This window comes from Chryseobacterium sp. sg2396, from assembly GCF_042610505.1.
Classification (GTDB): Bacteria; Bacteroidota; Bacteroidia; order Flavobacteriales; family Weeksellaceae; genus Chryseobacterium.
Genome location: NZ_JBHGAQ010000002.1, coordinates 335,440 through 359,238, shown reverse-complemented (window position 1 = coordinate 359,238; position 23,799 = coordinate 335,440). Strand labels below are relative to the sequence as shown.

Below are 23,799 nucleotides of genomic sequence, written 5' to 3'. Positions count from 1 at the left end.
CGTTTTTATATTTTCAATTAAAATACTTCACTTAAAGCATTTTAAGATTATTCACTTCCAGTTCCGTAAGAATTCTCCAGTGTCCCCTCTTGATATTCTTTTTAGTTAATCCTGCAAACATCACCCGGTCTAAGGCTTCCACTTCGTATCCTAATCTTTGGAAGATTCTTCTGATCACCCGGTTCCAGCCGATATGGATCTCGATTCCTATTTCGTTCTTCGGCTTGCCTTCGATAAAAGAGATCTGGTCAACTACTGCTACTCCTTCATCCAGACGGATTCCTTCGGCGATCAGCTTCATGTCTTCATGGGTTAATTTCTTATCCAGGGTAACATGATAGATTTTCTTGGCATCAAAAGAAGGGTGTGTCAGCTTCTTTGTCATGTGCCCGTCATTCGTCAACAGGATAACTCCTGTTGTAGAACGGTCCAGCCTGCCTACCGGGAACAGACGGTATGGTGAAGCATTGGCCACAAGATCCATTACGGTTTTTCTTGCCTTATCGTCCTTCGTAGTAGAAATATAGCCTTTCGGTTTATTCAGAAGAACATACACCGGCTTTTCAGGAGTAATATTCTGCCCGTCAAAAACTACCTTGTCCGTTTTCTGCACCTGGTAGCCCATTTCGGTTATTACCGTACCGTTTACCTCTACCAGTCCCTGTGTAATCAGCTCGTCGGCTTCCCGTCTGCTGCAGATTCCGGAGTTGGCAATATACTTATTGAGACGTACGGTATCTTTATGAACATCCTTATCTATTTTATTCAGTCTTCTTTTCTGTACGAAAGATTTTGCTCTGTCCTGTCGGTCTTCACCGGCAGCGGAAGGTCTTTTTCCATATTTCAGGCTGCCTCTTTCGTATTTGTCGCGGGTATCGAAACTTTTTCCGCCTCGTTTAGGAGCTGATTTCCCGAAAGTCTTTTTACCTTCCCCTTCGGTAGTGATAAATGGCTCTCTTTCGGTTTTCGAGTATTTCTTATCCATCCGGGCCTGATAGCTGGTATCTTTTCTGCCCAAATCGGAAGTGTCCGAATTTCTGTCACCTCCTGAAAAAGGTTTCTTTCCGAATCCCGTATTGGATCCTTTATAATCGGAGTTTCTCTCTCCCGCTTTCGGAAAAGATTTTTTAAAAGGTTTAGAACCGGAATTTCCGGATCTGGAAGCGCGAGAATCATCAGAATTATTTCTTGTTGAAGTTCTTGGTCTTTTGGGTTTTCCTGAATTATTATCTCTGCTCATTCTAAAATATTTTTGCAAAGATACTACATTTACGCGCGAGTTAAAAATTAAGAATCATAACTTTGTCATATAGTTTCACAATTAACCCCACAGAAAATCTGAAAATGATAACAATATTGAACGATAATTTCTCCGAACTGAACGACTTTCTTCAAGAAAAATCTTTCAGCAAAATTTTTATCCTGGTTGACGAAAATACGCACGAATATTGCCTTCCGGTCCTTCTGGGAAATATGGAAACCGATCTGGGTTTCGAGATCCTGGAAATTGAGGCAGGCGAGGAAATGAAGAATGTCCAGACGGCCATCCAGTTATGGGAAATTTTAACGGAAATGCAGGCAGACCGTAAAGCTTTGGTGATCAATCTGGGCGGCGGCGTTATCACGGACATGGGCGGCTTTGTAGCCTCCACCTATAAAAGAGGAATACAGTTTATCAATATTCCCACTACGCTGCTCTCTATGTGCGACGCTTCCATCGGCGGAAAAACGGGCATCGACCTGATGCATTATAAAAATATGGTGGGAACTTTTACTTTTCCAGAACGAATCTTTGTATATCCGAAATTCCTGGAAACGCTGCCTTTTAAAGAACTCAGAAGCGGTTTTGCGGAAATGCTGAAACACGGTCTTATTGCCGATAAAATACACTGGAAAAACCTCGTACAGATAAATAAGCTGGATATTGAAGGGATTATTCCCCATATTAAAACGTCAATGGAAATCAAACAGGCAGTTGTGGAAAAAGATTTTCAGGAAAAAAATATCCGTAAAAATCTCAATTTCGGGCATACCATCGGCCATGCGGTAGAAAGCCTTTATCTGCGGCAGGGGAATCCCGTACTGCACGGTGAGACCGTTGCCATGGGAATGATCACGGAAACATATCTTGCTTACCTGGAAGAACTGATTTCTGAAGGAGACTGTATATTGATTATAGAAAGTATCCGGAAATATTATCCGTATCTGGATATCGGCGATTTTAAAGATGATGATATTTTCAGCCTTTTGCTGAATGATAAAAAGAATATGGACAGCCATATCAATTTCTCCCTTATATCAGGTATTGGAGCATGTATTTTTGATAAGCAGTGCAGCAGAAAAAATATTACAAAAGCAATTGATTTTTACCGTAAACTAAACGATGCATAAAAATTTTTAAGATTATTTTCAATTTAGATCATTTCTAAACAATTTTCAAAAATAAGGCCATATTAATTTGTAATTCAGCTATTTAAATAACTTGCCGATTCGTTTAGCCAAGCTAATTTTTAATGACTTTAATCATGTAATTTCTTTTTGGCAAGCAATTTGAAAGATTCCTTCCGTCAAATCAAAATCAAGATTGGCAGTAGTAAAATTTAGAATTAGAAAAATAGTAAAATTAAAAAAATTAAAGTTATGAAAAAGTTAATCTTAGGAATGGCACTTGCAGCAGGATCAATGGCATTTGCACAAACTACAACAGGTATGTCATCTTCTTCAAGCCCGGTACAATTTGGTATCAAAGCAGGGATGAACGTATCTTCATTATCTAAGGATGCAAGTCTTCAGGATCAGAAATCTAAAATCGGTTTTAACGCAGGTTTATTTGCTCACATCCCATTAGCTGAATCTTTCAGTGTACAGCCAGAGGTTTTATACTCTCAGTACGGAGCTAAGGTAGAAAGCATTAACGAAGCTACTGTACTAGGCACAACTACAAGAACAGTAGATTCATATTCTACTCATTTGGATTATATTACAGTACCGGTAATGTTCCAGTACAAGTTTATCCCTAACTTCTATGTAGAAGCAGGTCCTGAATTCGGATTTATGGTAACAGCTAAAGATAAAGGAGACAGAACAGTTACAACGACTTCAGGTTCTAGTACTTCTACTTCAAGCTCAAGCTATTCAGAAGATATCAATAAAGACAATTTAAATACATTTAACTTTGGTCTTGGTTTAGGAGCTGGATATTATTTCACGGATAACTTCGGTATTACAGCAAGGTATGTTGCAGGTCTTACTGATGTTGCTAAAAACAGACCAAGCGGATCTGATGCAATCAGAAACAACGTATTCCAGGTTGGTTTGGCTTTCAAATTCTAAGAAGCAGAAAATTCAGAAACAATTTTGATTTCAATAAAAGCTCAGCTTCATTATTTGAAGCTGAGCTTTACTTTTATTCTCTATTTCTTTATTTATTATATCCCATGCTTAGCATATAAGTAATTGTGGATTATCTGAATTCTATTCCAATATATTTTCATTGCGGGCTTTAATGGCAAGCATTTTGTAAAATAATTCATGCCTGTTTGAATTATCAGGCATTCAACAACAGTAAAATTTAAATGAAAAAATTATGAAGAAGTTATTTTTAGGAATGGCAGTAGCTGCTGCGTCTATGGCATTTGCACAGGAAGTTAAGACCATCTCTGCTCCCGTTCCTCCAATGAAGGTGAAAGAACCTGTAAGATTTGGTATTAAGGGTGCTGCTACAGCGGCGCAGTTCAGTGAACAGCAACTTACAGCTAAAAATCAAAAAATCGGATTTAATGCAGGGGTTTTCGTAAATATTCCTTTAACAGAAAAATTTGCTTTACAGCCGGAAGTATTGTATAACCAGATGGGTGCAAAAAGTGTACTCTCGGATACTGAAGTTACCAGCGGAAGTACCACGGTAAGAACAAAACAGGATTACAGCACGACACTGAATTATATCTCGGTTCCGGTAATGCTGCAGATGAAGCCGGCAGATAACTTTTACGTAGAAGCCGGACCGGAAGTCAGTTATTTTGTTGACGGAAAAAATAAAGGGGAACGCACAATTTCCACTACCACATCCGGAACAACGAGTACACAAACCGTATCTGCATCAGAAAGTATTGATAAAGATGATATCAAAAAATTCAATTTAGGTTTCGGGGTAGGTCTGGGATACTATTTTACCCCTAATTTAGGGATCAACGCAAGATATGTAAACAGTTTAACGCATATCTATGATAATTCCAATGCTGCTACCGACTCGCAGAAGAATGTTAATACCAACAGGGTATTTCAGTTGGGTCTGAATTACAAATTCTAAACAAATTTTAATTTCAATAGGAAGGTCAGGTTTCATAATGAAGCCTGACCTTTTGTATGTGATGACAGCCTATTTTCATTAAATTGCAGGATTTATATAAACTTTAAAATAATAACGATGAAAAAACTTTTTCTTGGATTGGCCATGTCAGCAGGAACTTTATCTTTTGCTCAGGAACAAGCAGCTTCTTCCGCTTCACCGGTGAGATTCGGATTGAAAGCAGGGCTTAACGTAGCGACCATCAGTTCTGACGATACCAAAGCAAAAGCGGGAATTTACGGAGGCGTATTTGCCAATATTCCGGTAGCTGGCAATTTCAGCCTGCAGCCGGAAGTTTTGTACAGCGGAATGGGTGCTAAAAACAAAGACAATCCCGGCATAAGACTGAATCTGGATTATATTTCAGTTCCTGTAATGGTTCAGTACAATATTTATCCTGCAGTATTTCTCGAAGCTGGTCCGCAGTTCAGTTTTGCAATAGATAAAAGAGTCAAAAACGACACCCGATCTATGGATGCGACGAGAGTGTATAATGGGTTCGACTTCGGTCTCGGATTAGGTGCCGGATACTATTTTGAACAGGGATTCGGTGTTACGGTACGGTATGTTGCCGGACTTACCAATATCATAGAAAACAGCCAGGGTGATGCCATAAGAAACAGCCTTTTTCAGGTTGGGGTTGCTTATAAGTTTTAATCTGATTTTATAGAATAAAAAACCCGGATTTCGATGGAATCCGGGTTTTGTTTTATTTAAGCTAAAAATTTTAATTAAATAATTCCACTTCTTCTCCTTTTTCTACAGGATATTGCTCGGTAAAGCATCCGAAGCAGTGGTTGGCTGAACCTAAAATGTCTTTCAGGTTTTCCACGCTTAAGAATTCAAGGGAATCTACACCCAAATAATCTCTCAGCTGTTCCGTAGACATGTTCGCTGATATAAGATCATCCTTGGAAGGCGTATCGATTCCTAAGTAGCATGGTGCAATAATCGGCGGGGAAACGCTTCTGAAATGAATTTCTTTTACGCCTGCGTCTTTTAAAATCTTCACCAGCCTTTTGGAAGTCGTACCTCTTACGATGGAATCGTCGATGATCACCACCCTTTTATCTTTTATCTCTGAAATAATCGGATTCAGTTTCAGGTTCACTACCCGTTCTCTCATTTCCTGGGTCGGGACGATAAAGCTTCTTCCGATATACCGGTTCTTGATCAGAACAGGACGGAAAGGAATTCCCGAAGCTTTTGAGAAACCGATAGCAGCCGGAACGCCCGAATCGGGAACACCAATTACCACATCCGCTTCTACCGGAGCCTGGTGCCAGATTTTTTCTCCGGATTTTTCCCGTATTTCATATACATTAATGTTTTCCAGCGAAGAATCGGGTCTTGCAAAATAGATGTATTCAAAAGAACAGATTCTCTGCTTTCCTTTTGCTTCGTCGACCATGTAAGAATGAAGTTTTCCCGGTTCATTTTCGTTGGTATAAATGATCTCTCCCGGTAAAATATCGCGTACGTATTGGGCACCCACAGCATCAAGCGCTACCGATTCGGAGGCAACAACGTATGAATTCTCATTAATGGCTCCCAAAACCAAAGGACGGATCCCGTTGAAATCCCTGAAAGCAAAGAATTTATTCCTCGTCATTCCTACCACCGAATAAGCTCCTTCGATTTTTTCCATCGTGGCTTTGATGGCGCCGCGGAGACCCAGATCAAGGTTTTTTTGGATCAGCCTTAGAATAACCTCGGAATCCGAAGTCGCCCTGAAAACAACACCTTCCGCTTCAAGTTCGTTTTTCAGTTCTTTAGCGTTGGTCAGGTTACCGTTGTGTGCGATGGAAAGGATAATCTGGTCGTACTCGTTTTTGGCAAAGAACGGCTGGAAATTATATTTCTTTTTGTCCCCTGCCGTCGTATAACGCGTGTGCCCGATGGCAGAATTTCCCATAAAAGTTTCCGGATCGGCGATCTCTTTATAAACATCCAAAACCAGCCCTTCATCTTTCATGTTGGTGATTTTCCCGTTCTTTAAAACAGATATACCACAGGCTTCCTGGCCTCTGTGCTGCAAAGCGAAAAGCCCGAACTGTGAAAGCGAGAACGTATCCAGATCGTCGTCAGAATACATTCCGAAGATCCCGCACTCCTCATTGGGAGCATCCAGTCTTTCCTCTTCCTGTGTCCTGAACAGATTCCGTCCGTACGTCTGGGTTTCAAATTGTTTTAAATATTCACTTTTATGAATGTCTAAACTTTTCATTCTATTTTTTCTAATCTAGATTTTATGTTGACAGATATTCATTAGATGCAGAATTCAATATTATGTTAAATACAAAATCCTGCATCTGTTATATCTATGCTTTTATTTACTTGCCAAGAACAGCTTTCAATCGGTTGTGGATTTCCACATAGGCTTCGGTAACTTCACCAAGGTCTCTTCTGAAACGGTCTTTATCAAGCTTCTTCATGGTGTCTTTGTCCCAAAGTCTGCACGTATCCGGAGAAATCTCATCGGCAAGGATGATCTCGCCGTCTGCCGTTTTTCCAAGCTCGATTTTGAAATCAACCAGGATAATGTTCATCTTGTCGAAAAGATCGATCAGGATCTCGTTGATGTCTGAAGTCAGCTCATACATCTCATCAAGCTCCTCGTACGTTGCAGCACCTAAGAAAACTGCGTGGTGATCGTTGATCAGCGGATCGCCCAATTCGTCTTTCTTGTAGCAGATATCGAAGATTGTAACCGGCGATTTGATGCCTTCTTCTACCCCTAACCTCTGAGCCATGCTTCCTGCAGAATAGTTTCTTACCACCATTTCCAGAGGAATGATCGATACTTTTTTTACCAATTGCTCTCTTTCGTCCAGTTGTTTAATGAAATGAGTCTTAATCCCTTTCTCATTTAAATATTCAAAAATAAGAGTGGTGATCGCATTGTTCATTTCTCCTTTAAGATCTACGGATCCTCTCTTCTGAGCATTAAATGCCGTAGCATCGTCTTTGAAACGTACTACGACTTCATTGGGATTATCGGTAGCAAACACTTGCTTTGCTTTGCCTTCGTACAACATTTCTTTCTTTTCCATTTTCTGAAATTACTTTTTAGTTAGATTTATATATATATTTACTTAATTAAAATTCCCGTTAAAACGGCCATTCCGAAACTCAGCAGGGTTCCGATCAGCACGTATTCCGTAAGTTTTCTCTGCTTTGCCTGTGCCAGGTCACTGAACCTGAATACGGATTTTGCCGCTACCATAAAGCCTACACCTTCCCAATGGTTGACCATAATGAAAGTGAAAACCAGTAAACGCTCCAGAATCCCAATATATTTTCCGGCATTCGATAAAGATTCGGTCTGTATGTTTCCCGCCGTTTCCGGAACAGGCGTCCAGGACGATAATAATATTCTGATAAAAACGGAAGCCGGTGACGTTAAGAATATAGCACCCGCTACTATTTTCAGGAGCTCCTTATTTCTTAAAAATTCAAAATTAAATTCCTGACAGTAGAGCGAAACGCCGGCAATTACCAGAAAATGCAGTGCCTGATCGAAGAAAAACCAGCCTTTTTTATTCTTAACGGTTTGAAAACTCAATTTGGCGGCATCAATCATCAGATGTGAAATTCCAATGGTCAGTGCGATCCACCAAAGCTCGGTATTCCACAAAAGGATAAAGCTTAAGATCGTATGGATCAGTGCATGAAGATAAAGATAGCCGCTTTTCAGTTTTTTACCTTCCTTCTCTGCAACCCATGAATCCGGCTGAAGAATAAAATCTCCCAGTAAATGTGCGAATATGAGCTGAATAAAAATCATGCTTAGAGTTCGGAGATTTTTTTTCTGAAATATTGATTGGTTTCGGCGATCAGTTCATAATTTGCCCGTTTAAGCCGCTGGCTTACCGATGACTGTGAAATGGCAAACTTTTTTGCAAGATCTTCCTGCGTGAGGTCTTTATTCATGATCATTTCATGGATGATTTCTGCAGTGGCCATTGTCCAGCTGTCAAAATCCTTGGATGACCATTTAAGCAGAATGTTCAGGTCCCGGTCTACGGAAACACTGGATGTCTTGATGGCAACCGTATGCCCGTCATTTTTAAGGTCATTCAGCAGTCTTCCGGAGTGCACATACGCCGTTCCGTTCGATTCGGTAATCTTTCCCGATGAGAAATTCTCTTCACCGATGCCGATGGCCATGCGTACATCTAAATTTTCCTGACTTCTGATTAATGATTTTATAGCTAAGAAACGCCAGAACACATCATCGATATTACATTTGAACTGAAACTCATCTCCCCTGTAGATTTCCCATGTTTCAGGAGTACTTCCCCACTTGTCGAGAAGATTTTTAAGTCTGGTAATCCAAACCTCTGTTTCTGCGTGTTGTGAATTTATAATATCTCCGGTAATGACCGCTATCATTCTGCAAATATAAGCATAATTACTTATAAATAAAAAATATAAGCAGATGTACTTATAGATAATGATTATCGGTACATCTGCTTATGTCGATTTTATAGTAAATAACTGATCTTAAGGCTAAAGCTATTTTTTAATAAATGGATATGCTTTTCCATCCAGATTCAAAAAATAGGAACCTGCCGGAAGAGACTGAACCGGGATTTCTCTCTTGTTCCTGAAAGGATCCTTTTCGGAATAGATCAGCTTTCCGGAAAAATCCAGGATCTGCGCAGATTTTATATTTTCCGTTTTGCCGTTCACAAAAATATGATCGCTCACCGGATTCGGGTAAACTTTAAATTCGTTCTGCTGTACAGAGGTAACCTCAGCTGCCACAAGGGTTCCCAGGTTCTGGCAGTAATCGGTAGGGTAAGAATTCCATTCAGAAATATTGAATGTTGTTACCGGCTGGGTAACATTGGTTTTTCTGTATAAAGAAACGTTTCCTAAGGTGGAAAAATTATTCGTGCCCGGAATACCGATAGCGTCTACCGACGTTGATTTGTATCTTAATTCCACATATTGGCTTCCTGAAAATGTCATCTGTGGGGCCGCCGTTACAAATCTTGCCTGGCCGATCGTATAACATGAAAAATTCGCATCCGGATTCAGGACCACTGCCGATTCGTTGTTCTGCAATATGCCTTCCAGTTCATAAGGAGCAGGGTAATAATAATTGCTCCCGCTGGGCAACTGGATGGATAACCGGTAATCATTGAGATTCACCGGGTGGCCGGTTTTATTGGTAATTTCCAGTCCTTTGTTATTCGCCGTCCCTTCAAGATATTTCGTAATCATAATATCTTTAGCGTAAGTATCCGAAGCCAGGGTCGTGGAAGAAACCGTATTACTATCAGGTGAAATAAGGTATCCGTTATCGTAAGCTTTTACTGTAAACGCATAGGCCGTGGCAGGCGTTAAATGATCTGCAGTAAACGTTGTATTTTTTGTTGATCCGATAAGCGTTCCGTTCTGGTAAATTTTATAGCCAATTACATCCGTGCTTGTACTTGGAGTCCAGCTTAAGGTCGTAAAATAAGCACTGTTCTGAGTCGCTGACAGATTTGTCGGAGCCTGTGGTGCCACAGCATCAGCCGTCTGACTCCAGATGGCGTTAATCCATGAAGGATTGTCGATAAAAGGGTTCCGGTTTTTCTGTATGGCATAGACTGCATTGTTCCTGTCGATTTCCCTTTGAGAAACCGGATCCTGCTGGTGCCACTGAAGCAGCATGGCAATGTAAGCCGGATCATACGACCGTTCTTCTGTTCCGTCCAGCGGATTGGTGTCGGAAGAAGGGTTAGTATCGTTGTTAAAATTAAAAGTACCCAATTTTCCTTCGTACCTTACGGCAAAATACAGCAGACTTCTGGCGACATCCCCCTTAAATTCATTAATGGGCTCATACACTCTCCCGGTATACGTAATTCCCGGAATGGCACAATTCCCTATTCGTGAAGAATTGCTGAAAATATAGTAGATTGTGGAACCGACCATTCCATAAGGATAATTGCTTCGGAGCTGATTGATTTTTGCATCCGTAGGAATCACATAAAAAAGATCGGAATACATCGGATAATTGCTGTAAAAAGTACTTTGAGGCATCATATGTTCACGGTTCCAGCCCTGCCCTTCCGCAGATGCGCTCCCGATCATCTGTGCCGATGTATACTCGTACGCATCCGGACCTGACGGTATTTCTGAATAAATATCAAGTAGGTAGGTCGTATTGGCGGCTGTATGGTCGTAGTACTTGTCCAGATCGGTCTGGTTGTAGAGATTCTGCAGGTCGCTGTAGTTCCAGTTAATATTTTTTGACGAAATAATATCGTGAAGTTTAGATTTCAGGGCGTAGCCGGCAAGCCCGGACGTTCCGTTGTAGTATCCTGCCGGAGCCTGGGCCGCAAGACAGGAGGAAATCATGATAACAGGTAGGAGAAGTTTTTTCATACTTAAAAAAAATTGGGAGGCTAAAATAGTAAATTAATTCGCTTAAATTTCGGAAAATTTTATTAAAAAATTATTAATTGTCAGAATATAAAAAATTGAATAGTAGTTTTTTATGAATAAATTCCTATGGATACAATAATTTTTTTGGGTGTTACCGCAATTTATTTATCTTTGGGAATTAACTATTATCTATATGAATACAGAGACTATTGACAATATCAAAATGATAGCGGAAACGGCAAGGGAGTTTGCTGAAAAGAACATCAGACCAAACATTATGGAGTGGGATGAAAGCCAGACTTTCCCTAAAGATCTGTTTCATGAGCTGGGAGAAATGGGGTTCATGGGAATCGTAATCCCTGAGCAATATGGCGGTTCCGGTCTTGGGTATCACGAATATGTAACCATCCTTGATGAGATCTCTCAGGTAGATCCTTCTATAGGGCTTTCTGTAGCGGCACACAATTCACTTTGCACCAATCATATTTACGAATTCGGAAACGAAGAACAGAGGCACAGGTGGCTTCCCCAGCTGGCTTCCGGAAAAGTAATCGGTGCATGGGGCTTAACCGAACACAATACGGGTTCAGATTCCGGAGGAATGTCTACGACTGCCGTAAAAGATGGTGACGACTGGATTATCAGTGGTGCCAAAAACTTTATTACCCACGCCATTTCGGGGGATATTGCGGTAGTCATGACCAGAACCGGAGAAAAAGGAGCTAAAAATAATTCCACCGCTTTTGTATTGGAGAAAGGAATGCCGGGATTCAGTTCAGGTAAAAAGGAAAACAAGCTGGGAATGAGAGCCTCTGAAACGGCGGAACTTATTTTCGACAACGTTCGCGTACCGGACTCTCACCGTTTGGGAGAAGTGGGTGAAGGTTTCAAACAGGCGATGAAGATCCTTGACGGAGGAAGAATTTCTATTGCGGCGTTAAGCTTAGGAACAGCAAGAGGTGCTTACAAAGCAGCTTTAAAATATGCAAAAGAAAGACACCAGTTCGGAAAATCTATTTCTGAATTCCAGGCCATCAACTTTATGCTGGCCGATATGGCGACGGAAATCGATGCTGCAGAATTGCTGATCCAGAGAGCTTCCACCCTGAAGAACGCCAAACAGAAAATGACAAAGGAGGGAGCAATGGCCAAACTCTATGCGTCTGAAGCCTGTGTAAGAATTGCCAACAATGCCGTACAGATTTTCGGTGGTTACGGTTATACCAAAGATTTTCCTGCTGAAAAGTTCTACCGGGATTCCAAACTTTGTACGATCGGTGAAGGAACTTCCGAGATTCAGAGACTGGTTATCGGAAGGGATATTACCAAATAATTTAAAATTAGAATTATACAATTCATACCTAATAGCATCCGTAAATTTCGGATGCTATTTTATTTTCAAACAAAGTCATTGCTTGGGGATAATTAATGTATTGCATAATTAATTAGATGAATCATCAGAAAATTTCTTAAAAAATTTTGTTTTTCATATCATATTTTTGATTAGCTTTGATATTCCACAATCAAACGAAAAACGTATATGAGAAAACAGCTATTGTTGATTGGAATGCTTGCATCAGGTATTTCATTCGCTCAGACCGACCGTATCTGGTCTGAAAATTCCGGAAAAAACACTTCAGAAATCTTCGAAAATAAGTCGACTCTCAGAAACCCTAAAGTCTACACCCTGGATATTAACGGACTTAAGAATGTTCTGGCCAGAGCTCCGAAAAGACTTGCTCCGGGAGAGAAATCGGAAATCATTATTTCGTTTCCGAATTCCGAAGGGCAAATGGAAAACTTTAAGGTAAGGGAGAACTCCAATTTCGATCCTCAGCTGGCTGCAAAATATCCGGACATCAAATCTTATGTAGGCGAAAGGCTTGGAGATTCCAATACAACCGTATATTTCAGCATTTCGCCATTGGGATTGTCCTCCATGGAAATCTACGGAGACAAGTCGGCGGTTTTTATCGAACCTTATTCCAAAGATCTTTCGACCTACGTGGTATATAAAAAGTCTGACAAAAAAGATAATTTAAACGCTTTTGAATGTAAAGTAATCGACGTAGCGCAAAAAGGCGTTGCCGGAAATTCCAATCTTACCGCCAGACCTAATGCTGACGATGCAAAACTAAGAACTTTCAGGCTTGCACTGTCCTGCACGGGAGAATATGCTACCTATTTCGGCGGTACCAAAGCTAACGCACTGGCTGCTATGAACAATACCATGACCCGCGTTAACGGGGTTTTCGAAAAAGATTTCTCGGCAAGAATGGTACTGATTTCCAATAATGATTCTGTAATCTATACCAATGCTTCTACAGACCCTTATTCTCCTTCTTCGCAGATGAGCAACTGGAATTCTCAATTGCAGTCTACCCTGACTTCAGTAATCGGGGAAGCCAACTATGATATCGGCCATCTGTTCGGTGCTACCGGAGGCGGAGGAAATGCAGGTTGTATCGGATGCGTATGCACCAACGGCTCCAAGGGAAGCGGATATACTTCGCCGGCGGACGGAATTCCGGCAGGTGATAATTTCGACATTGATTACGTAGCGCATGAAATGGGCCACCAATTCGGAGGAAACCATACCTTCTCCATGAGCAACGAAGGAACTGGAGCCAATATGGAACCGGGATCCGGCTCAACGATCATGGGATATGCAGGGATTACCTCTCAGGATATCCAGCCACATTCGGATGCATTTTTCCATGCGATCAGTATTCAGCAGATTACCAATAACATCAAAGCAAAAACCTGCCCGGTAAGTACCAGCACAGGAAATTCGATTCCAACCGCCAATGCAGGCCTAGATTATACCATTCCGAAAGGAACACCTTTTATGCTGACGGGATCAGGAACAGATGCCAATGGAGATTCCCTGACCTATATCTGGGAACAGATGGACAATGCATCTTCTTCCCAAACAGGGGCAAGCTCTGCAGCAAGCGCCACGAAAGCATCAGGACCAACTTTCAGATCGTTTACACCACAGACCACGCCGGTGAGATACTTCCCAAGAATGGCTTCCGTATTGGCCGGAGCCACTACAACGGCAGGTTCAGAGATTACCGTGGAGGCTTTATCCAGCGTAGCAAGAACCTATAACTTCAGGTTTACCGTCCGCGACAACAGAGCCGGCGGATCCGGGAACAATTCTGACGATGCGGTAATCACAGTGAACGGAACGGCCGGACCTTTCAGTGTAAGTTCACAAAATTCTGCAACCACCTATACCGGCGGAAGCAGCCAGACCGTAACATGGAATGTGGCCGGGACAACGGCTAATGGAGTCAACGCATCCAACGTAGACATCCTCTGGTCTGCAGATGGCGGAAATACATGGACTACCCTGCTTTCAGCAACACCAAATGACGGATCCCAGGCTGTGACGATTCCTAATTCATCCACTTCCACAGGACGGATTATGGTAAAAGGCTCCAATCATATTTTCTTTGATGTAAACAACGCCAACATTACGGTAAATGCAGGTTCTTCCACATCCGATACGGTTGCTCCGACTGCTCCTACCCTTGCCGCATCCGGAACTACTTCCACCAGCACCAACCTTTCATGGTCCGGTGCTACCGATAATGTAGGCGTAACAGGGTACGAAGTCTACCAGGGAAGCACAATGATCGGTACTACCTCCTCCGCTTCCTATACGGTAACGGGATTGACTCCTTCCACAACATACAGTTTCACCGTAAAAGCTAAAGATGCCGCAGGAAATACTTCGCCTTCCAGCAATACAGTTTCCGTAACGACATCTGCGGGAAGTACAGTAACTTACTGTTCGGCCTCTGCCACAAACACGGGTGACGAGAGAATCGGAAATGTGACATTCGGAAGTATTAATAATACTTCGACAGGAACAGCGGGATACGAAAACTTTACTTCAGTTTCAACCAATGTTACAAAAGGTTCGGCTTATACGATTTCCGTAACGCCTGTATGGACATCTACCAAATATAACGAAGCGTATGCCGTATACATCGATTACAATGGAGATGGTGACTTTGCAGACAGCGGAGAATTGGTTTGGTCCAGATCGGCTTCCACCACTTCCCCCGTAACCGGATCCGTAACGATTCCTTCCACAGCAAGTACCGGAAGTACAAGAATGAGAGTGATGATGCAGTACAATGCCATCCCTTCATCTTCCTGCGGATCTTATACTTACGGACAGGTTGAAGATTACACGGTAAATATCGTTTCTTCCGGAAGAGCGGATGTAACGGGTACAAAAGATCTGCTAACCGACATTAAATTGTATCCGAATCCGGCAAAAGATATTTTACATATTTCAAATTCGACGAACGAAGATTACAGAATCTTCGATATGGGTGGAAAACTAATCAATTCAGGAAAACTTGAAAGAGGCTCCGTGAATGTAAGCAGCCTTATTAAAGGTGCCTACATGATCCAGATCGGGGAGGTCTCCAGGAGATTCATCAAAAACTAATTTCTTCCTCAATTTAATCTTGTGATAAGGCTGCCCGCAAACGGGTGGCCTTTTTCATGAGCAATGGGTAATAAACGATAATTGATGAATGATAAGCAAAACAGTGCTGAATTGGGGTTTTATGAGAGTTTGTATGTTCTATTTTATAAAAAATTCAGGTAAAATTAAATTTTGTGCTTTCGAAAAACCTTTGTCCTGATTCCCGAATTGTAAAACCGAATTTTTATATTTGCCTAAATAAAAAATATTCATGGATAAAATTGACAGTCTGAACCAGGTAGCAGAATTCCACACCACTTTTAAAGCCCCTATTTTAGAAACCCCGCAAATTCCTTCCAAGGAAAGATGCAATTTGAGGGTTGAACTTTTACAGGAAGAGCTGAATGAGCTGAAACAGGCCATCGCCGATAACAATATCGTCGAAATCGCCGATGCTTTGTGTGACCTGCAGTACGTTTTGAGCGGTGCAGTGCTTGAGTTCGGACTTGGCAGCAAATTTGTAGAACTGTTCAACGAAGTTCAGCGGTCGAATATGTCCAAAGCCTGCGACAATGAAGAACAGGCACAGGAAACCGTTGAGTTTTATAAAGCGAAGGAGGTAGAATCCTTTTATGAAAAATCGGGTGAGAAATTCAATGTATATCGACAGGCAGATCATAAAGTCCTGAAAAATAAATACTACTCTCCCGCCGATTTAAAAACAATTATTGAGAAATAAAGCATGAAAAAAATTATTATAAATATTTTTGCCGTTTCGGCCCTGTTTCTTGAGGGTCAGCAGCTTTCCGCACAAAAAGCAGTGGTAGGCCGTGAGGTGGAAACAACGAACGACGGCAAGATGCTGTTGGGAATGCAGCTGAAAAGCAAATTTACGGAAGCCCCTTATTCGGAATGGTACACGAAAGAGCATGACGAATATGCCATGGATCAGAAAGCCGTAGGTGAACTGAAGAAGCGTAAAATCAACTCTTATAATATCGTGGTTTTCATCGGAACATGGTGTGAAGATTCCCACCGCGATTTTCCGAGGCTGATGAAAATTCTGGAAGAGGTAAATTACCCGGAAGGTAAAATGAAAATCATTGCCGTTAACCGGAAAAAAGAGTCTCCGAACGGTGAAGAAAGCCTTTATAACGTTCAGAAAGTCCCAACCATTATTGTACAGAAATACGGTAAGGAAATCGGAAGAATTATTGAAATGCCTACTACAGGATACATTGAAAGAGATCTTGTAGAAATTCTTAAAAAAGATGATAGCTCAGTAATTAAAGAAATTTTCAGCAAATAAAAAAGATTTGAGAAATATTAAAATTATAGTTCCGTTTCTGGCAGGAGTAATCGTAATGGTTATTCTGTTCTTCAGTTTCAGATCATGTTTAAACCCTGCTAAAAAAACAGAAAAATCAGATTATTATATTCTGACGAATCAGATTGCCAAAATGAATAAGATGGTGGTCCTGGAGCAGAATACATCATCTATCCAAAAGACCAAAATGGGCTATGAGTTTTTCGGCAAAGAAGTATCCAGCAACAGCATTATTACGTATACCAAAACCAATGCACAGGTTTCATACGATTTGAATAAGATGAAGATAAAAGTGGATTCCGTAAATAAAAAACTGCTGATTACCGAGTTGCCGGATGCGGATATCAGGATTACACCAAGCGTGGAAATCCAGTCGGTAGATGATTCTTTTTTTAACAGGATCTCTGAGAAAGACATTAAAAACGTCACCCAAAAAGCAAAAGATACCGCGCTGAAAACAATCGATCAGAATAAGTTAAGAACGGAAGGGCGTGAACAATTAATGGAAAATCTCAATAATATTTTTGTTTTGGCAAAAGCTTTGAATTATAGTATAGAAGACCAGACGGGTAAGCTGGGTATTTTAGGACTATAAAATTTAAGCTATGAACACACAGGACGACAACAAAAAAGGTAAAGAGTCCGCCAATCAAGCGGAAACCAAAAAGCAGAATGAAGATTTTCAGAATATTCCCGCTTCTTCTGAAAAAACAAATTCTTCGGATGTAGATAAAGAAGATGTACAGAAATCTTCAAAAAACAATATCTCAGGAAAAACCGATAACACGGAAGAATAGAGGTAAATAAAAAAGGTTCTGTCTCAGATGAGGCGGAACCTTTTTTCAGAAAAAAAATATACAAATAAAAATCAAACCATATTAAAAAGCAATTCGCTCCGCCAGTGAATTTTTTATGGACTATTGAATGTATCTAAATATAAGCGAAGCGAATTTTGCTATAATTATTTAAACAATAGTGGATTTCCCAAGTTTTACGTTTTCAAAATTATAATAGGACTTCTCGGAATAGGTAATGTAATCTGCAATAAAACTTCCTACTTCACCTGTAGAATATGGCTGTTCGCTGTTCAGGTCCACCGTTACATATTTATTTTCAATGGCATATTCAACGGACTGGCGCAGTTTTTCGGCCGCCTGGTCAAGCTGCAGGTAATCCAGCATCATCGCCGTGCTCAGGATGGAAGCGATCGGATTCGCAATCCCTTTCCCTTTTGCCTGCGGATAAGAGCCGTGGATAGGTTCAAAAAGCGCATTTTCATTTCCGATGGAAGCCGATGGCAAAAGTCCTATGGAACCACCGATAACACTTGCTTCATCCGAAATAATATCACCGAACATATTTTCAGTAACAATTACATCGAACTGCTTCGGATTCAGAATCAGCTGCATGGCAGCGTTGTCGACAAACATAAAATCGAGTTCAACATCAGGATATTCTTCAGCAATTTCTTTGCAAACCTTCCTCCATAATCTTGAAGTATCAAGAACATTCGCTTTATCAATTAAAGTTAACTTTTTTCTTCTTTTCTGTGCTTCCCGGAAAGCCATGTGAACGATCGGAGCGATTTCATCACGGTGATACTTACAGTTGTCGTAAGCATATCCTGCTTCTTCATCGGTAAATTTTTCCCCGAAATAAATACCACTTACCAGCTCCCTGAAGATCTGGATATCCGTTCCGTCGATGATTTCTTTTTTCAGCGGACTTTTCTCTACCAGTGAAGCATATGTTTTCAACGGGCGGATATTGGCGAAAAGGCCAAGTTCCTTACGAAGTTTCAGAAGGCCCTGTTCCGGACGTACTTTAGCATCAGGATTATTATCAAACGATGGATCCCCAATGGCTCCGAACAGTACCGCATCAGACTGCTTACAGATCTCCAGTGTTTCGCCCGGCAGAGGATTTCCCGTTTTGTAAATAGCTTCCGCACCCATCAGTCCATAGGTAAAATCAAACCGGTAATGGAAGGCTTCGGCTATGGCATTTAAAATCTTAATGCTTTCTTCCACGACTTCGGGCCCGATCCCGTCACCGGGAAGAACGGCAATATTAAAATCAGTTTTCATATACTTTTTGTGTTTTAAGTTCAAATTCCGTGATGGCCTGTTTTCTGCTGATGAGAAAATCAATGTCATCATACCCGTTCATCAGGCATATTTTTTTGTACGAATCAATTTCAAAGTTTTCCATTGTATTTCCGAAAGTGACGGTCTGCTTTTCCACATCCACGACAATTTCATTTTCAGGATTTTCCGTAATGCCATTTAAGATCTCCTGTAAAAACGGTTCGGAAACTTTTACCGGAAGCAATCCGTTATTTAAGGCGTTTCCTTTAAAAATATCCGCAAAGAAACTGGAAACAACAACTTTAAAACCATAGTCCGTCAGTGCCCAGGCAGCATGCTCACGGCTGCTTCCGCATCCGAAGTTGTTTCCGGCCACCAGAATTTCACCGCTGTATTTCGCATGGTTCAGCACAAAATCAGGATTAGGATTTCCGGTATGGACATCATACCGCCAATCCCTGAAGAGATTTTCTCCGAAGCCTTTTTTATCAATACTTTTTAAAAAGCGGGCCGGAATTATCTGATCCGTATCTATATTTTCCACCGGTAAAGGAATTGCGCGGGATGTTAGTTTTATTAATTTTTGCATTTTATTCAGTTTTTTAAAGGTCAATAGTCAATTCCTGTGGGTCAATGGTCAATTTAAACCATTTTAAAAATTCACTTGCGCAGCGACATTGACCATTCACTATTCATTTATCCCATCAGTTTTCAAAGACCGAAATTTTTCCTTCAACCGCTACTTTTGCAGCTGTAAGCGGACTTGCCAGGATCGTTCTTGCCCCCTGCCCCTGCCTGCCTTCAAAATTTCTGTTGGACGTGGATACGCAATATTCGCCTTCGGGAATTTTATCGTCATTCATTGCCAGGCAGGCCGAGCATCCCGGCTGACGGATCTGAAACCCGGCTTCATTGAAAATAGAATCCAGTCCTTCCTCATAAATCTGCTTCACCACCTGCTGGGATCCCGGAACAATAAGCGCCTGTACATGCTCCGACTTTCTTTTTCCTTTGATATAATTTGCCGCAGAACGAAAATCTTCAATTCTGGCATTGGTACAGCTGCCGATAAAAACGTAGTTTACTTTGATATCAGAAAGCGCCTGCCCTGCCGTTAGCCCCATGTATTTCAACGCTTTTTCTTCCGAATCGTTTTGAGGAGCCGGAATCTGCTGATGAATGGAAATTCCCATCCCCGGATTGGTTCCGTAAGTAACCATAGGATAAATATCTGCGGCATCAAAAGAAAATTCAGCATCAAAAACGGCTTCATCGTCAGTCTTCAGGGTTTTCCAGTATTCGAGTTTTTCTTCCCATTCTTCTCCTTTCGGTGCAAAGGTTCTGCCTTTTACATATTGGAAAGTTGTCTCATCCGGAGCGATCATACCGCCACGGGCACCCATTTCGATGCTCATATTGCAAATAGTCATTCTTCCTTCCATCGACATTTCTTCGAAGACACTTCCTGCATATTCACAGAAATAGCCTGTTCCGCCATCGGTCCCTACCTTTGAAATAATGTATAGAATCACATCCTTAGGTTGGACATTCTGATTTAATTTTCCGTTGACGGTGATTCTCATGGATTTCGGCTTATTCAGCAACAGGCACTGGCTGGCAAAAACCTGCGCCACCTGGCTTGTTCCAATTCCAAAGGCGATCGAGCCGAAAGCACCGTGCGTAGAGGTATGACTGTCGCCGCAAACAATGCTCATTCCAGGCTGGGTAACCCCCAGCTCCGGAGCTATGATGTGAACAATCCCCTGGTACTGATGTCCCAAACCATACAATTCGATATTGTTTTTCTTACAGTTTTCCGTCAGCTGCTGCACCTGATTTCGCGAAGATTCATCACGGATCGGTTGATCCTGATCCCATGTCGGAACATTGTGATCGGCAGTAGCCACAATCTGTTTCGGCCTGAAAATTTCCAGATTTCTGGATTCCAGTTCGGCAAACGCCTGAGGGCTTGTCACTTCGTGGATCAGGTGTTTATCAATGTATATAATCTGAGGTCCGTCGGGAATCGTTTCTACCACATGAGCATCCCAGACTTTATCAAAAAGTGTTTTCTTATCGTTCATTTCGGTTCTGTTACAATCAATGCTTCTATCCTATTTTCCTTGTTACCTTCTCGATGATCGCGCTGAGATCGTCATTATCGACTTCTTTCTTACGGTCGGCCACTTTCAGGAATTCTTCATACAGGAAATCAAGTTCGTTTTTGGTTACTTCAAATCCAATATGCTTGTACCGGTACGCCAATGCAGAACGTCCGCTGCGGGCTGTCAGAACAATCGTTGAAGCATTCACGCCCACTTCGGAAGGATCGATGATTTCGTATGTTTCCCGGTTTTTGATGACACCGTCTTGATGGATTCCGGAACTGTGCGCAAAAGCATTAGCTCCTACGATGGCCTTATTCGGCTGCACAGGCATTCCCATCAGTTCAGAAACCAAAAGACTCATTGGATTCAGCATTTTGGATTTAACACCGGTATACAGATTTAAATGCGGATGCTGTCTGAGAATCATCACCACTTCTTCCAATGCTGTATTTCCGGCTCTTTCACCAAGTCCGTTGATGGTGCATTCGATCTGCCTTGCCCCATTGATGACTCCTGAAATAGAATTTGCCGTAGCCATTCCCAAATCGTTGTGGCAGTGGCAGGAAAGAATGGCTTTTTCGATCCCCTTTACATTTTCTTTCAGATATTTTATTTTTTCGCCGTATTCTTCAGGAAGACAATAACCTGTCGTATCGGGAATATTCAATACCGTTGCTCCCGCTTTGATCACTTCCTCGCAGACTTTTGCCAGGTAATCGTTATCTGTCCTGCCGGCGTCTTCCGCATAAAATTCTACATCCTCTACAAAGGTTTTCGCATATTTTACAGCCTGTACTGCCCTTTCGATAATATCCTCACGGTTGGAGTTGAATTTAAATCTGATATGTGAATCCGAAGTTCCGATCCCTGTATGAATTCTTGGTCTTTTAGCAAAACGTAAAGCTTCTGCAGCCACTTCGATATCTTTTTGATTGGCTCTGGTCAATCCGCATACTTTTGCATTTTTTACCAGCTTTGAAATTTCCGAAACGGAATGAAAATCCCCGGGACTTGAAACCGGAAAACCGGCCTCGATAATATCTACTCCCAATTCGTCCAGCTTTTCGGCGATCATTAATTTCTGTTCCGTATTCAGCTTACAGCCAGGGACTTGTTCCCCATCCCGTAACGTGGTATCAAAAATTTCAATTTTTTCGGAATTCATAATGAAGTTTTTTACTTAATTTTGAATCAAAACTAGAAAGATGAAACGTTTAGTCGATCCCGTTTTTTACGAAAAATACAACATCCGAAATGTTGCATTTTAATTTTAACCGATTGATATTTAAATTATTAAATTTCAAAAATTTACAATGGCAGAATTGCATAAAGATTTTTTATTTATACTGATCAAATCCCTGACAACGTCAGAAAAACGGCAATTCAGGCTATACGTAAACCGTCTTGGCATTAATGTGGACGCCAAATTCCTCCTCCTTTTTTCCGAAATGGATAAGATGAATGAATATGATGAAAGCATTATTCTGACAAAGAAAATATCAACCAAGCAGCAACTGTCTAATCTCAAAGCCCATCTTTACAAGCAGATCCTTGTCAGTTTAAGACTGAACCCAAGCCATCAGAATTACCGGATCCAGCTGCGGGAACAACTGGATTTCGCCAATATTCTCTATCAGAAAGGCTTATATAAGCAAGCCCTGAAGATTCTCGATAAAACCAAGCAGTCGGCCCTTGAACTTGATGAGAAAACGATTGCTTCGGAGATTATCGACCTGGAAAAAGTAATTGAATCCCAATTTATTACACGGAGTATTGAAGGGCGCGCCGATGAACTGATCCGCCAGTCAAAAGAGGTCAGCACGCAGAATCACTACGCCACTGAATTATCCAATCTTTCCCTGAAGCTATACAGTGAAATGCTGACCCATGGCTATGTGAAAAATGATGAAGACCGGGCCGAAATCATGGATATTTTTAATGCCAAGATTCAGAAAATTAATTTTAAAAAGCTGAATTTTACTGAAAAGCTGTGGTACTTTAAAGCCCATGTCTGGAAAAACCAATTGCTTCAGGAGTATAAATACACCTTGAAATATGCTTTCCAGTGGGTAGACCTTTTTCATAAAAATCCCGAGATGATCGTCAGCCATCCCGTATGGTATATCAAAGGTAATACGTATCTGCTTAAAATACTCTTTCTCTATGGCAATATTGATATCCTGGAGAACAGTTTCCGGCAATTCAATGAAACGGTCCGATCTTCAAGCTTTGCTCAAAATGAAAATCTGCAATCGCTTATTTTCCTTACGTATTACAACACGTTAATGAATATTCACTTTGTAAAAGGGGAATTCTTTTCCGGCTCCAAACTGATCCCCGAAATCGAGCTGAAAATGGAAAAGCTCCGTGATAAAATAGACGAGCATCATTTCATGATCTTATACCTGAAAATGGCGGCTATGTTTTTCGGAAGCAAAAAGTTTGAAGAATCGGTGCAGTATTCATTAAAGATTATCGAATCCAAAGGAAACGTCCAGGAAGACCTTCTGTTCCATACCAGAATTTTGATTTTTATGGCCAAATACGAATCAGGGAACGACGAAGATTATGATGACTTTATTAAAGCGACCTTGAAGTTCGTCAAAAAAATGAAAAAGCCGGATGAGTTCCATTTAGAAAGTGTGGCTTTTTTTAAAAACCTGAATGATGTAATGCCTGACCGGCGATTAGAATCTTTTAAAAAATTCGATACTAAGCTGGAACTTTTTGCCAGTAACGAATATTACAGGAGATCTCTTTTATATATTGATATTCACGGGTGGGTAAAGTCTAAGGTGCGGAACGTGGATGTTATTGAGATCATCAAGGAAAAGGTACGGTATAAACGGCGAGATTGATTTAACTGATACTTTATAGATTTCACCCTTTCAGAGCTTGGGAAGTTTTTGGATTTTTAATTTTCAGATTAAATTTAATTTTAAATCACTCGATATAAAGCATTTAAATATTATAATTATTTTATGTAATAAAGGGAGTTATCAGATTTTATTCAAATAATGTAAACCTAAAAAAATAAATTTAGCTCCAATAATTTACAAATCCCTTTGAAAATAGCGTACTAAGTAAAATTTTCG

21 protein-coding genes are annotated in these 23,799 nt (G+C 41.0%); 11 read left to right on the top strand and 10 right to left on the bottom strand.

Annotated elements, in window-relative coordinates; all coding sequences use genetic code 11:
- Nucleotides 1–31: 31 nt before the first annotated feature.
- Complete coding sequence (locus ACED20_RS03375) at nt 32–985, bottom strand: pseudouridine synthase (RefSeq protein ID WP_345767841.1); 954 nt, start codon at nt 983–985, stop codon at nt 32–34.
- A 359-nt stretch (nt 986–1,344) separates the two neighbouring features.
- Here ACED20_RS03375 and aroB point away from each other — a divergent pair, with 359 nt between their 5' ends.
- The 4 genes from aroB to ACED20_RS03355 all read left to right on the top strand — a co-directional run bounded on the left by aroB (nt 1,345) and on the right by ACED20_RS03355 (nt 5,005).
- Nucleotides 1,345–2,391 carry a 3-dehydroquinate synthase gene (gene aroB / locus ACED20_RS03370; RefSeq protein WP_378103486.1) on the top strand — a complete coding sequence of 349 codons (1,047 nt, stop codon included), beginning with the start codon at nt 1,345–1,347 and terminating at the stop codon, nt 2,389–2,391.
- Nucleotides 2,392–2,640: 249 nt separating this feature from the next.
- Complete coding sequence (locus ACED20_RS03365; protein ID WP_294199600.1) at nt 2,641–3,333, top strand: porin family protein; 693 nt, start codon at nt 2,641–2,643, stop codon at nt 3,331–3,333.
- Between the two features lie 253 nt (nt 3,334–3,586).
- A complete protein-coding gene (locus ACED20_RS03360; protein WP_378103483.1) occupies nt 3,587–4,309 on the top strand; it encodes a porin family protein in 723 nt (240 codons plus the stop codon).
- Nucleotides 4,310–4,426: 117 nt separating this feature from the next.
- Nucleotides 4,427–5,005, top strand: a complete 579-nt coding sequence (locus ACED20_RS03355; RefSeq protein WP_378103481.1) for a porin family protein — start codon at nt 4,427–4,429, stop codon at nt 5,003–5,005.
- A gap of 70 nt (nt 5,006–5,075) precedes the next feature.
- On the opposite strand, the gene purF is transcribed toward ACED20_RS03355, so the two are convergent.
- The 5 genes from purF to ACED20_RS03330 form a co-directional block, all read right to left on the bottom strand.
- Nucleotides 5,076–6,575 (bottom strand): amidophosphoribosyltransferase, encoded by a 1,500-nt coding sequence (gene purF, locus ACED20_RS03350; protein WP_294219965.1) that lies wholly within the window; start codon nt 6,573–6,575, stop codon nt 5,076–5,078.
- A 106-nt stretch (nt 6,576–6,681) separates the two neighbouring features.
- The gene (purC, locus tag ACED20_RS03345; RefSeq protein ID WP_146939419.1) at nt 6,682–7,401 is read right to left on the bottom strand and encodes a phosphoribosylaminoimidazolesuccinocarboxamide synthase; all 720 of its coding nucleotides are present in this window, start codon (nt 7,399–7,401) and stop codon (nt 6,682–6,684) included.
- A 38-nt stretch (nt 7,402–7,439) separates the two neighbouring features.
- Nucleotides 7,440–8,135, bottom strand: coding sequence for a DUF3307 domain-containing protein (locus tag ACED20_RS03340; protein WP_378103479.1), 696 nt, complete (start codon nt 8,133–8,135; stop codon nt 7,440–7,442).
- A 2-nt stretch (nt 8,136–8,137) separates the two neighbouring features.
- The gene (locus tag ACED20_RS03335; RefSeq protein ID WP_294199607.1) at nt 8,138–8,743 is read right to left on the bottom strand and encodes a SatD family protein; all 606 of its coding nucleotides are present in this window, start codon (nt 8,741–8,743) and stop codon (nt 8,138–8,140) included.
- Between the two features lie 123 nt (nt 8,744–8,866).
- Nucleotides 8,867–10,732 (bottom strand): endonuclease, encoded by a 1,866-nt coding sequence (locus ACED20_RS03330; protein WP_378103477.1) that lies wholly within the window; start codon nt 10,730–10,732, stop codon nt 8,867–8,869.
- 193 nt (nt 10,733–10,925) lie between these two features.
- On the opposite strand from ACED20_RS03330, the gene ACED20_RS03325 reads away from it, so the two are divergent.
- The 6 genes from ACED20_RS03325 (at nt 10,926) to ACED20_RS03300 (ending at nt 17,306) form a co-directional block, all read left to right on the top strand.
- Entirely contained in the window at nt 10,926–12,065 is a 1,140-nt protein-coding gene (locus ACED20_RS03325; RefSeq protein ID WP_294199610.1) for an acyl-CoA dehydrogenase family protein, read from the top strand.
- Between the two features lie 207 nt (nt 12,066–12,272).
- Nucleotides 12,273–15,203 carry a reprolysin-like metallopeptidase gene (locus tag ACED20_RS03320; protein ID WP_378103474.1) on the top strand — a complete coding sequence of 977 codons (2,931 nt, stop codon included), beginning with the start codon at nt 12,273–12,275 and terminating at the stop codon, nt 15,201–15,203.
- Between the two features lie 250 nt (nt 15,204–15,453).
- Nucleotides 15,454–15,921 carry a nucleoside triphosphate pyrophosphohydrolase family protein gene (locus ACED20_RS03315; RefSeq protein ID WP_294199612.1) on the top strand — a complete coding sequence of 156 codons (468 nt, stop codon included), beginning with the start codon at nt 15,454–15,456 and terminating at the stop codon, nt 15,919–15,921.
- 3 nt (nt 15,922–15,924) lie between these two features.
- On the top strand, nt 15,925–16,491 hold the full coding sequence (locus ACED20_RS03310; RefSeq protein WP_294241571.1) for a thioredoxin family protein: 567 nt from the start codon (nt 15,925–15,927) through the stop codon (nt 16,489–16,491).
- A gap of 7 nt (nt 16,492–16,498) precedes the next feature.
- A complete protein-coding gene (locus ACED20_RS03305; protein WP_294219971.1) occupies nt 16,499–17,104 on the top strand; it encodes a DUF4230 domain-containing protein in 606 nt (201 codons plus the stop codon).
- A 10-nt stretch (nt 17,105–17,114) separates the two neighbouring features.
- On the top strand, nt 17,115–17,306 hold the full coding sequence (locus tag ACED20_RS03300) for a hypothetical protein (protein ID WP_378103471.1): 192 nt from the start codon (nt 17,115–17,117) through the stop codon (nt 17,304–17,306).
- A 168-nt stretch (nt 17,307–17,474) separates the two neighbouring features.
- Here ACED20_RS03300 and leuB read toward each other — a convergent pair whose 3' ends face one another.
- The 4 genes from leuB to ACED20_RS03280 form a co-directional block, all read right to left on the bottom strand.
- Complete coding sequence (leuB, locus tag ACED20_RS03295) at nt 17,475–18,596, bottom strand: 3-isopropylmalate dehydrogenase (RefSeq protein WP_378103469.1); 1,122 nt, start codon at nt 18,594–18,596, stop codon at nt 17,475–17,477.
- Complete coding sequence (leuD, locus tag ACED20_RS03290; protein WP_294263133.1) at nt 18,586–19,185, bottom strand: 3-isopropylmalate dehydratase small subunit; 600 nt, start codon at nt 19,183–19,185, stop codon at nt 18,586–18,588. Before leuD ends, leuB begins: the two co-directional genes overlap by 11 nt.
- Before the next feature lie 115 nt (nt 19,186–19,300).
- Nucleotides 19,301–20,680 (bottom strand): 3-isopropylmalate dehydratase large subunit, encoded by a 1,380-nt coding sequence (leuC, locus tag ACED20_RS03285; RefSeq protein ID WP_294241562.1) that lies wholly within the window; start codon nt 20,678–20,680, stop codon nt 19,301–19,303.
- Between the two features lie 25 nt (nt 20,681–20,705).
- The gene (locus ACED20_RS03280; protein WP_294219995.1) at nt 20,706–21,869 is read right to left on the bottom strand and encodes a 2-isopropylmalate synthase; all 1,164 of its coding nucleotides are present in this window, start codon (nt 21,867–21,869) and stop codon (nt 20,706–20,708) included.
- A 148-nt stretch (nt 21,870–22,017) separates the two neighbouring features.
- Between ACED20_RS03280 and ACED20_RS03275 the strand changes: the two genes are divergently transcribed.
- Nucleotides 22,018–23,562 (top strand): hypothetical protein, encoded by a 1,545-nt coding sequence (locus ACED20_RS03275; RefSeq protein WP_378103466.1) that lies wholly within the window; start codon nt 22,018–22,020, stop codon nt 23,560–23,562.
- The last annotated feature ends 237 nt before the right edge of the window (nt 23,563–23,799 follow it).

Coding starts and splice junctions, on each gene's coding strand:
- ACED20_RS03375 (WP_345767841.1), bottom strand. CDS start 985: ATGGATAAGAAATACTCGAAAACCGAAAGAGAGCCATTTATCACTACC.
- aroB (WP_378103486.1), top strand. CDS start 1,345: ATGATAACAATATTGAACGATAATTTCTCCGAACTGAACGACTTTCTT.
- ACED20_RS03365 (WP_294199600.1), top strand. CDS start 2,641: ATGAAAAAGTTAATCTTAGGAATGGCACTTGCAGCAGGATCAATGGCA.
- ACED20_RS03360 (WP_378103483.1), top strand. CDS start 3,587: ATGAAGAAGTTATTTTTAGGAATGGCAGTAGCTGCTGCGTCTATGGCA.
- ACED20_RS03355 (WP_378103481.1), top strand. CDS start 4,427: ATGAAAAAACTTTTTCTTGGATTGGCCATGTCAGCAGGAACTTTATCT.
- purF (WP_294219965.1), bottom strand. CDS start 6,575: ATGAAAAGTTTAGACATTCATAAAAGTGAATATTTAAAACAATTTGAA.
- purC (WP_146939419.1), bottom strand. CDS start 7,401: ATGGAAAAGAAAGAAATGTTGTACGAAGGCAAAGCAAAGCAAGTGTTT.
- ACED20_RS03340 (WP_378103479.1), bottom strand. CDS start 8,135: ATGATTTTTATTCAGCTCATATTCGCACATTTACTGGGAGATTTTATT.
- ACED20_RS03335 (WP_294199607.1), bottom strand. CDS start 8,743: ATGATAGCGGTCATTACCGGAGATATTATAAATTCACAACACGCAGAA.
- ACED20_RS03330 (WP_378103477.1), bottom strand. CDS start 10,732: ATGAAAAAACTTCTCCTACCTGTTATCATGATTTCCTCCTGTCTTGCG.
- ACED20_RS03325 (WP_294199610.1), top strand. CDS start 10,926: ATGAATACAGAGACTATTGACAATATCAAAATGATAGCGGAAACGGCA.
- ACED20_RS03320 (WP_378103474.1), top strand. CDS start 12,273: ATGAGAAAACAGCTATTGTTGATTGGAATGCTTGCATCAGGTATTTCA.
- ACED20_RS03315 (WP_294199612.1), top strand. CDS start 15,454: ATGGATAAAATTGACAGTCTGAACCAGGTAGCAGAATTCCACACCACT.
- ACED20_RS03310 (WP_294241571.1), top strand. CDS start 15,925: ATGAAAAAAATTATTATAAATATTTTTGCCGTTTCGGCCCTGTTTCTT.
- ACED20_RS03300 (WP_378103471.1), top strand. CDS start 17,115: ATGAACACACAGGACGACAACAAAAAAGGTAAAGAGTCCGCCAATCAA.
- leuB (WP_378103469.1), bottom strand. CDS start 18,596: ATGAAAACTGATTTTAATATTGCCGTTCTTCCCGGTGACGGGATCGGG.
- leuD (WP_294263133.1), bottom strand. CDS start 19,185: ATGCAAAAATTAATAAAACTAACATCCCGCGCAATTCCTTTACCGGTG.
- leuC (WP_294241562.1), bottom strand. CDS start 20,680: ATGAACGATAAGAAAACACTTTTTGATAAAGTCTGGGATGCTCATGTG.
- ACED20_RS03280 (WP_294219995.1), bottom strand. CDS start 21,869: ATGAATTCCGAAAAAATTGAAATTTTTGATACCACGTTACGGGATGGG.
- ACED20_RS03275 (WP_378103466.1), top strand. CDS start 22,018: ATGGCAGAATTGCATAAAGATTTTTTATTTATACTGATCAAATCCCTG.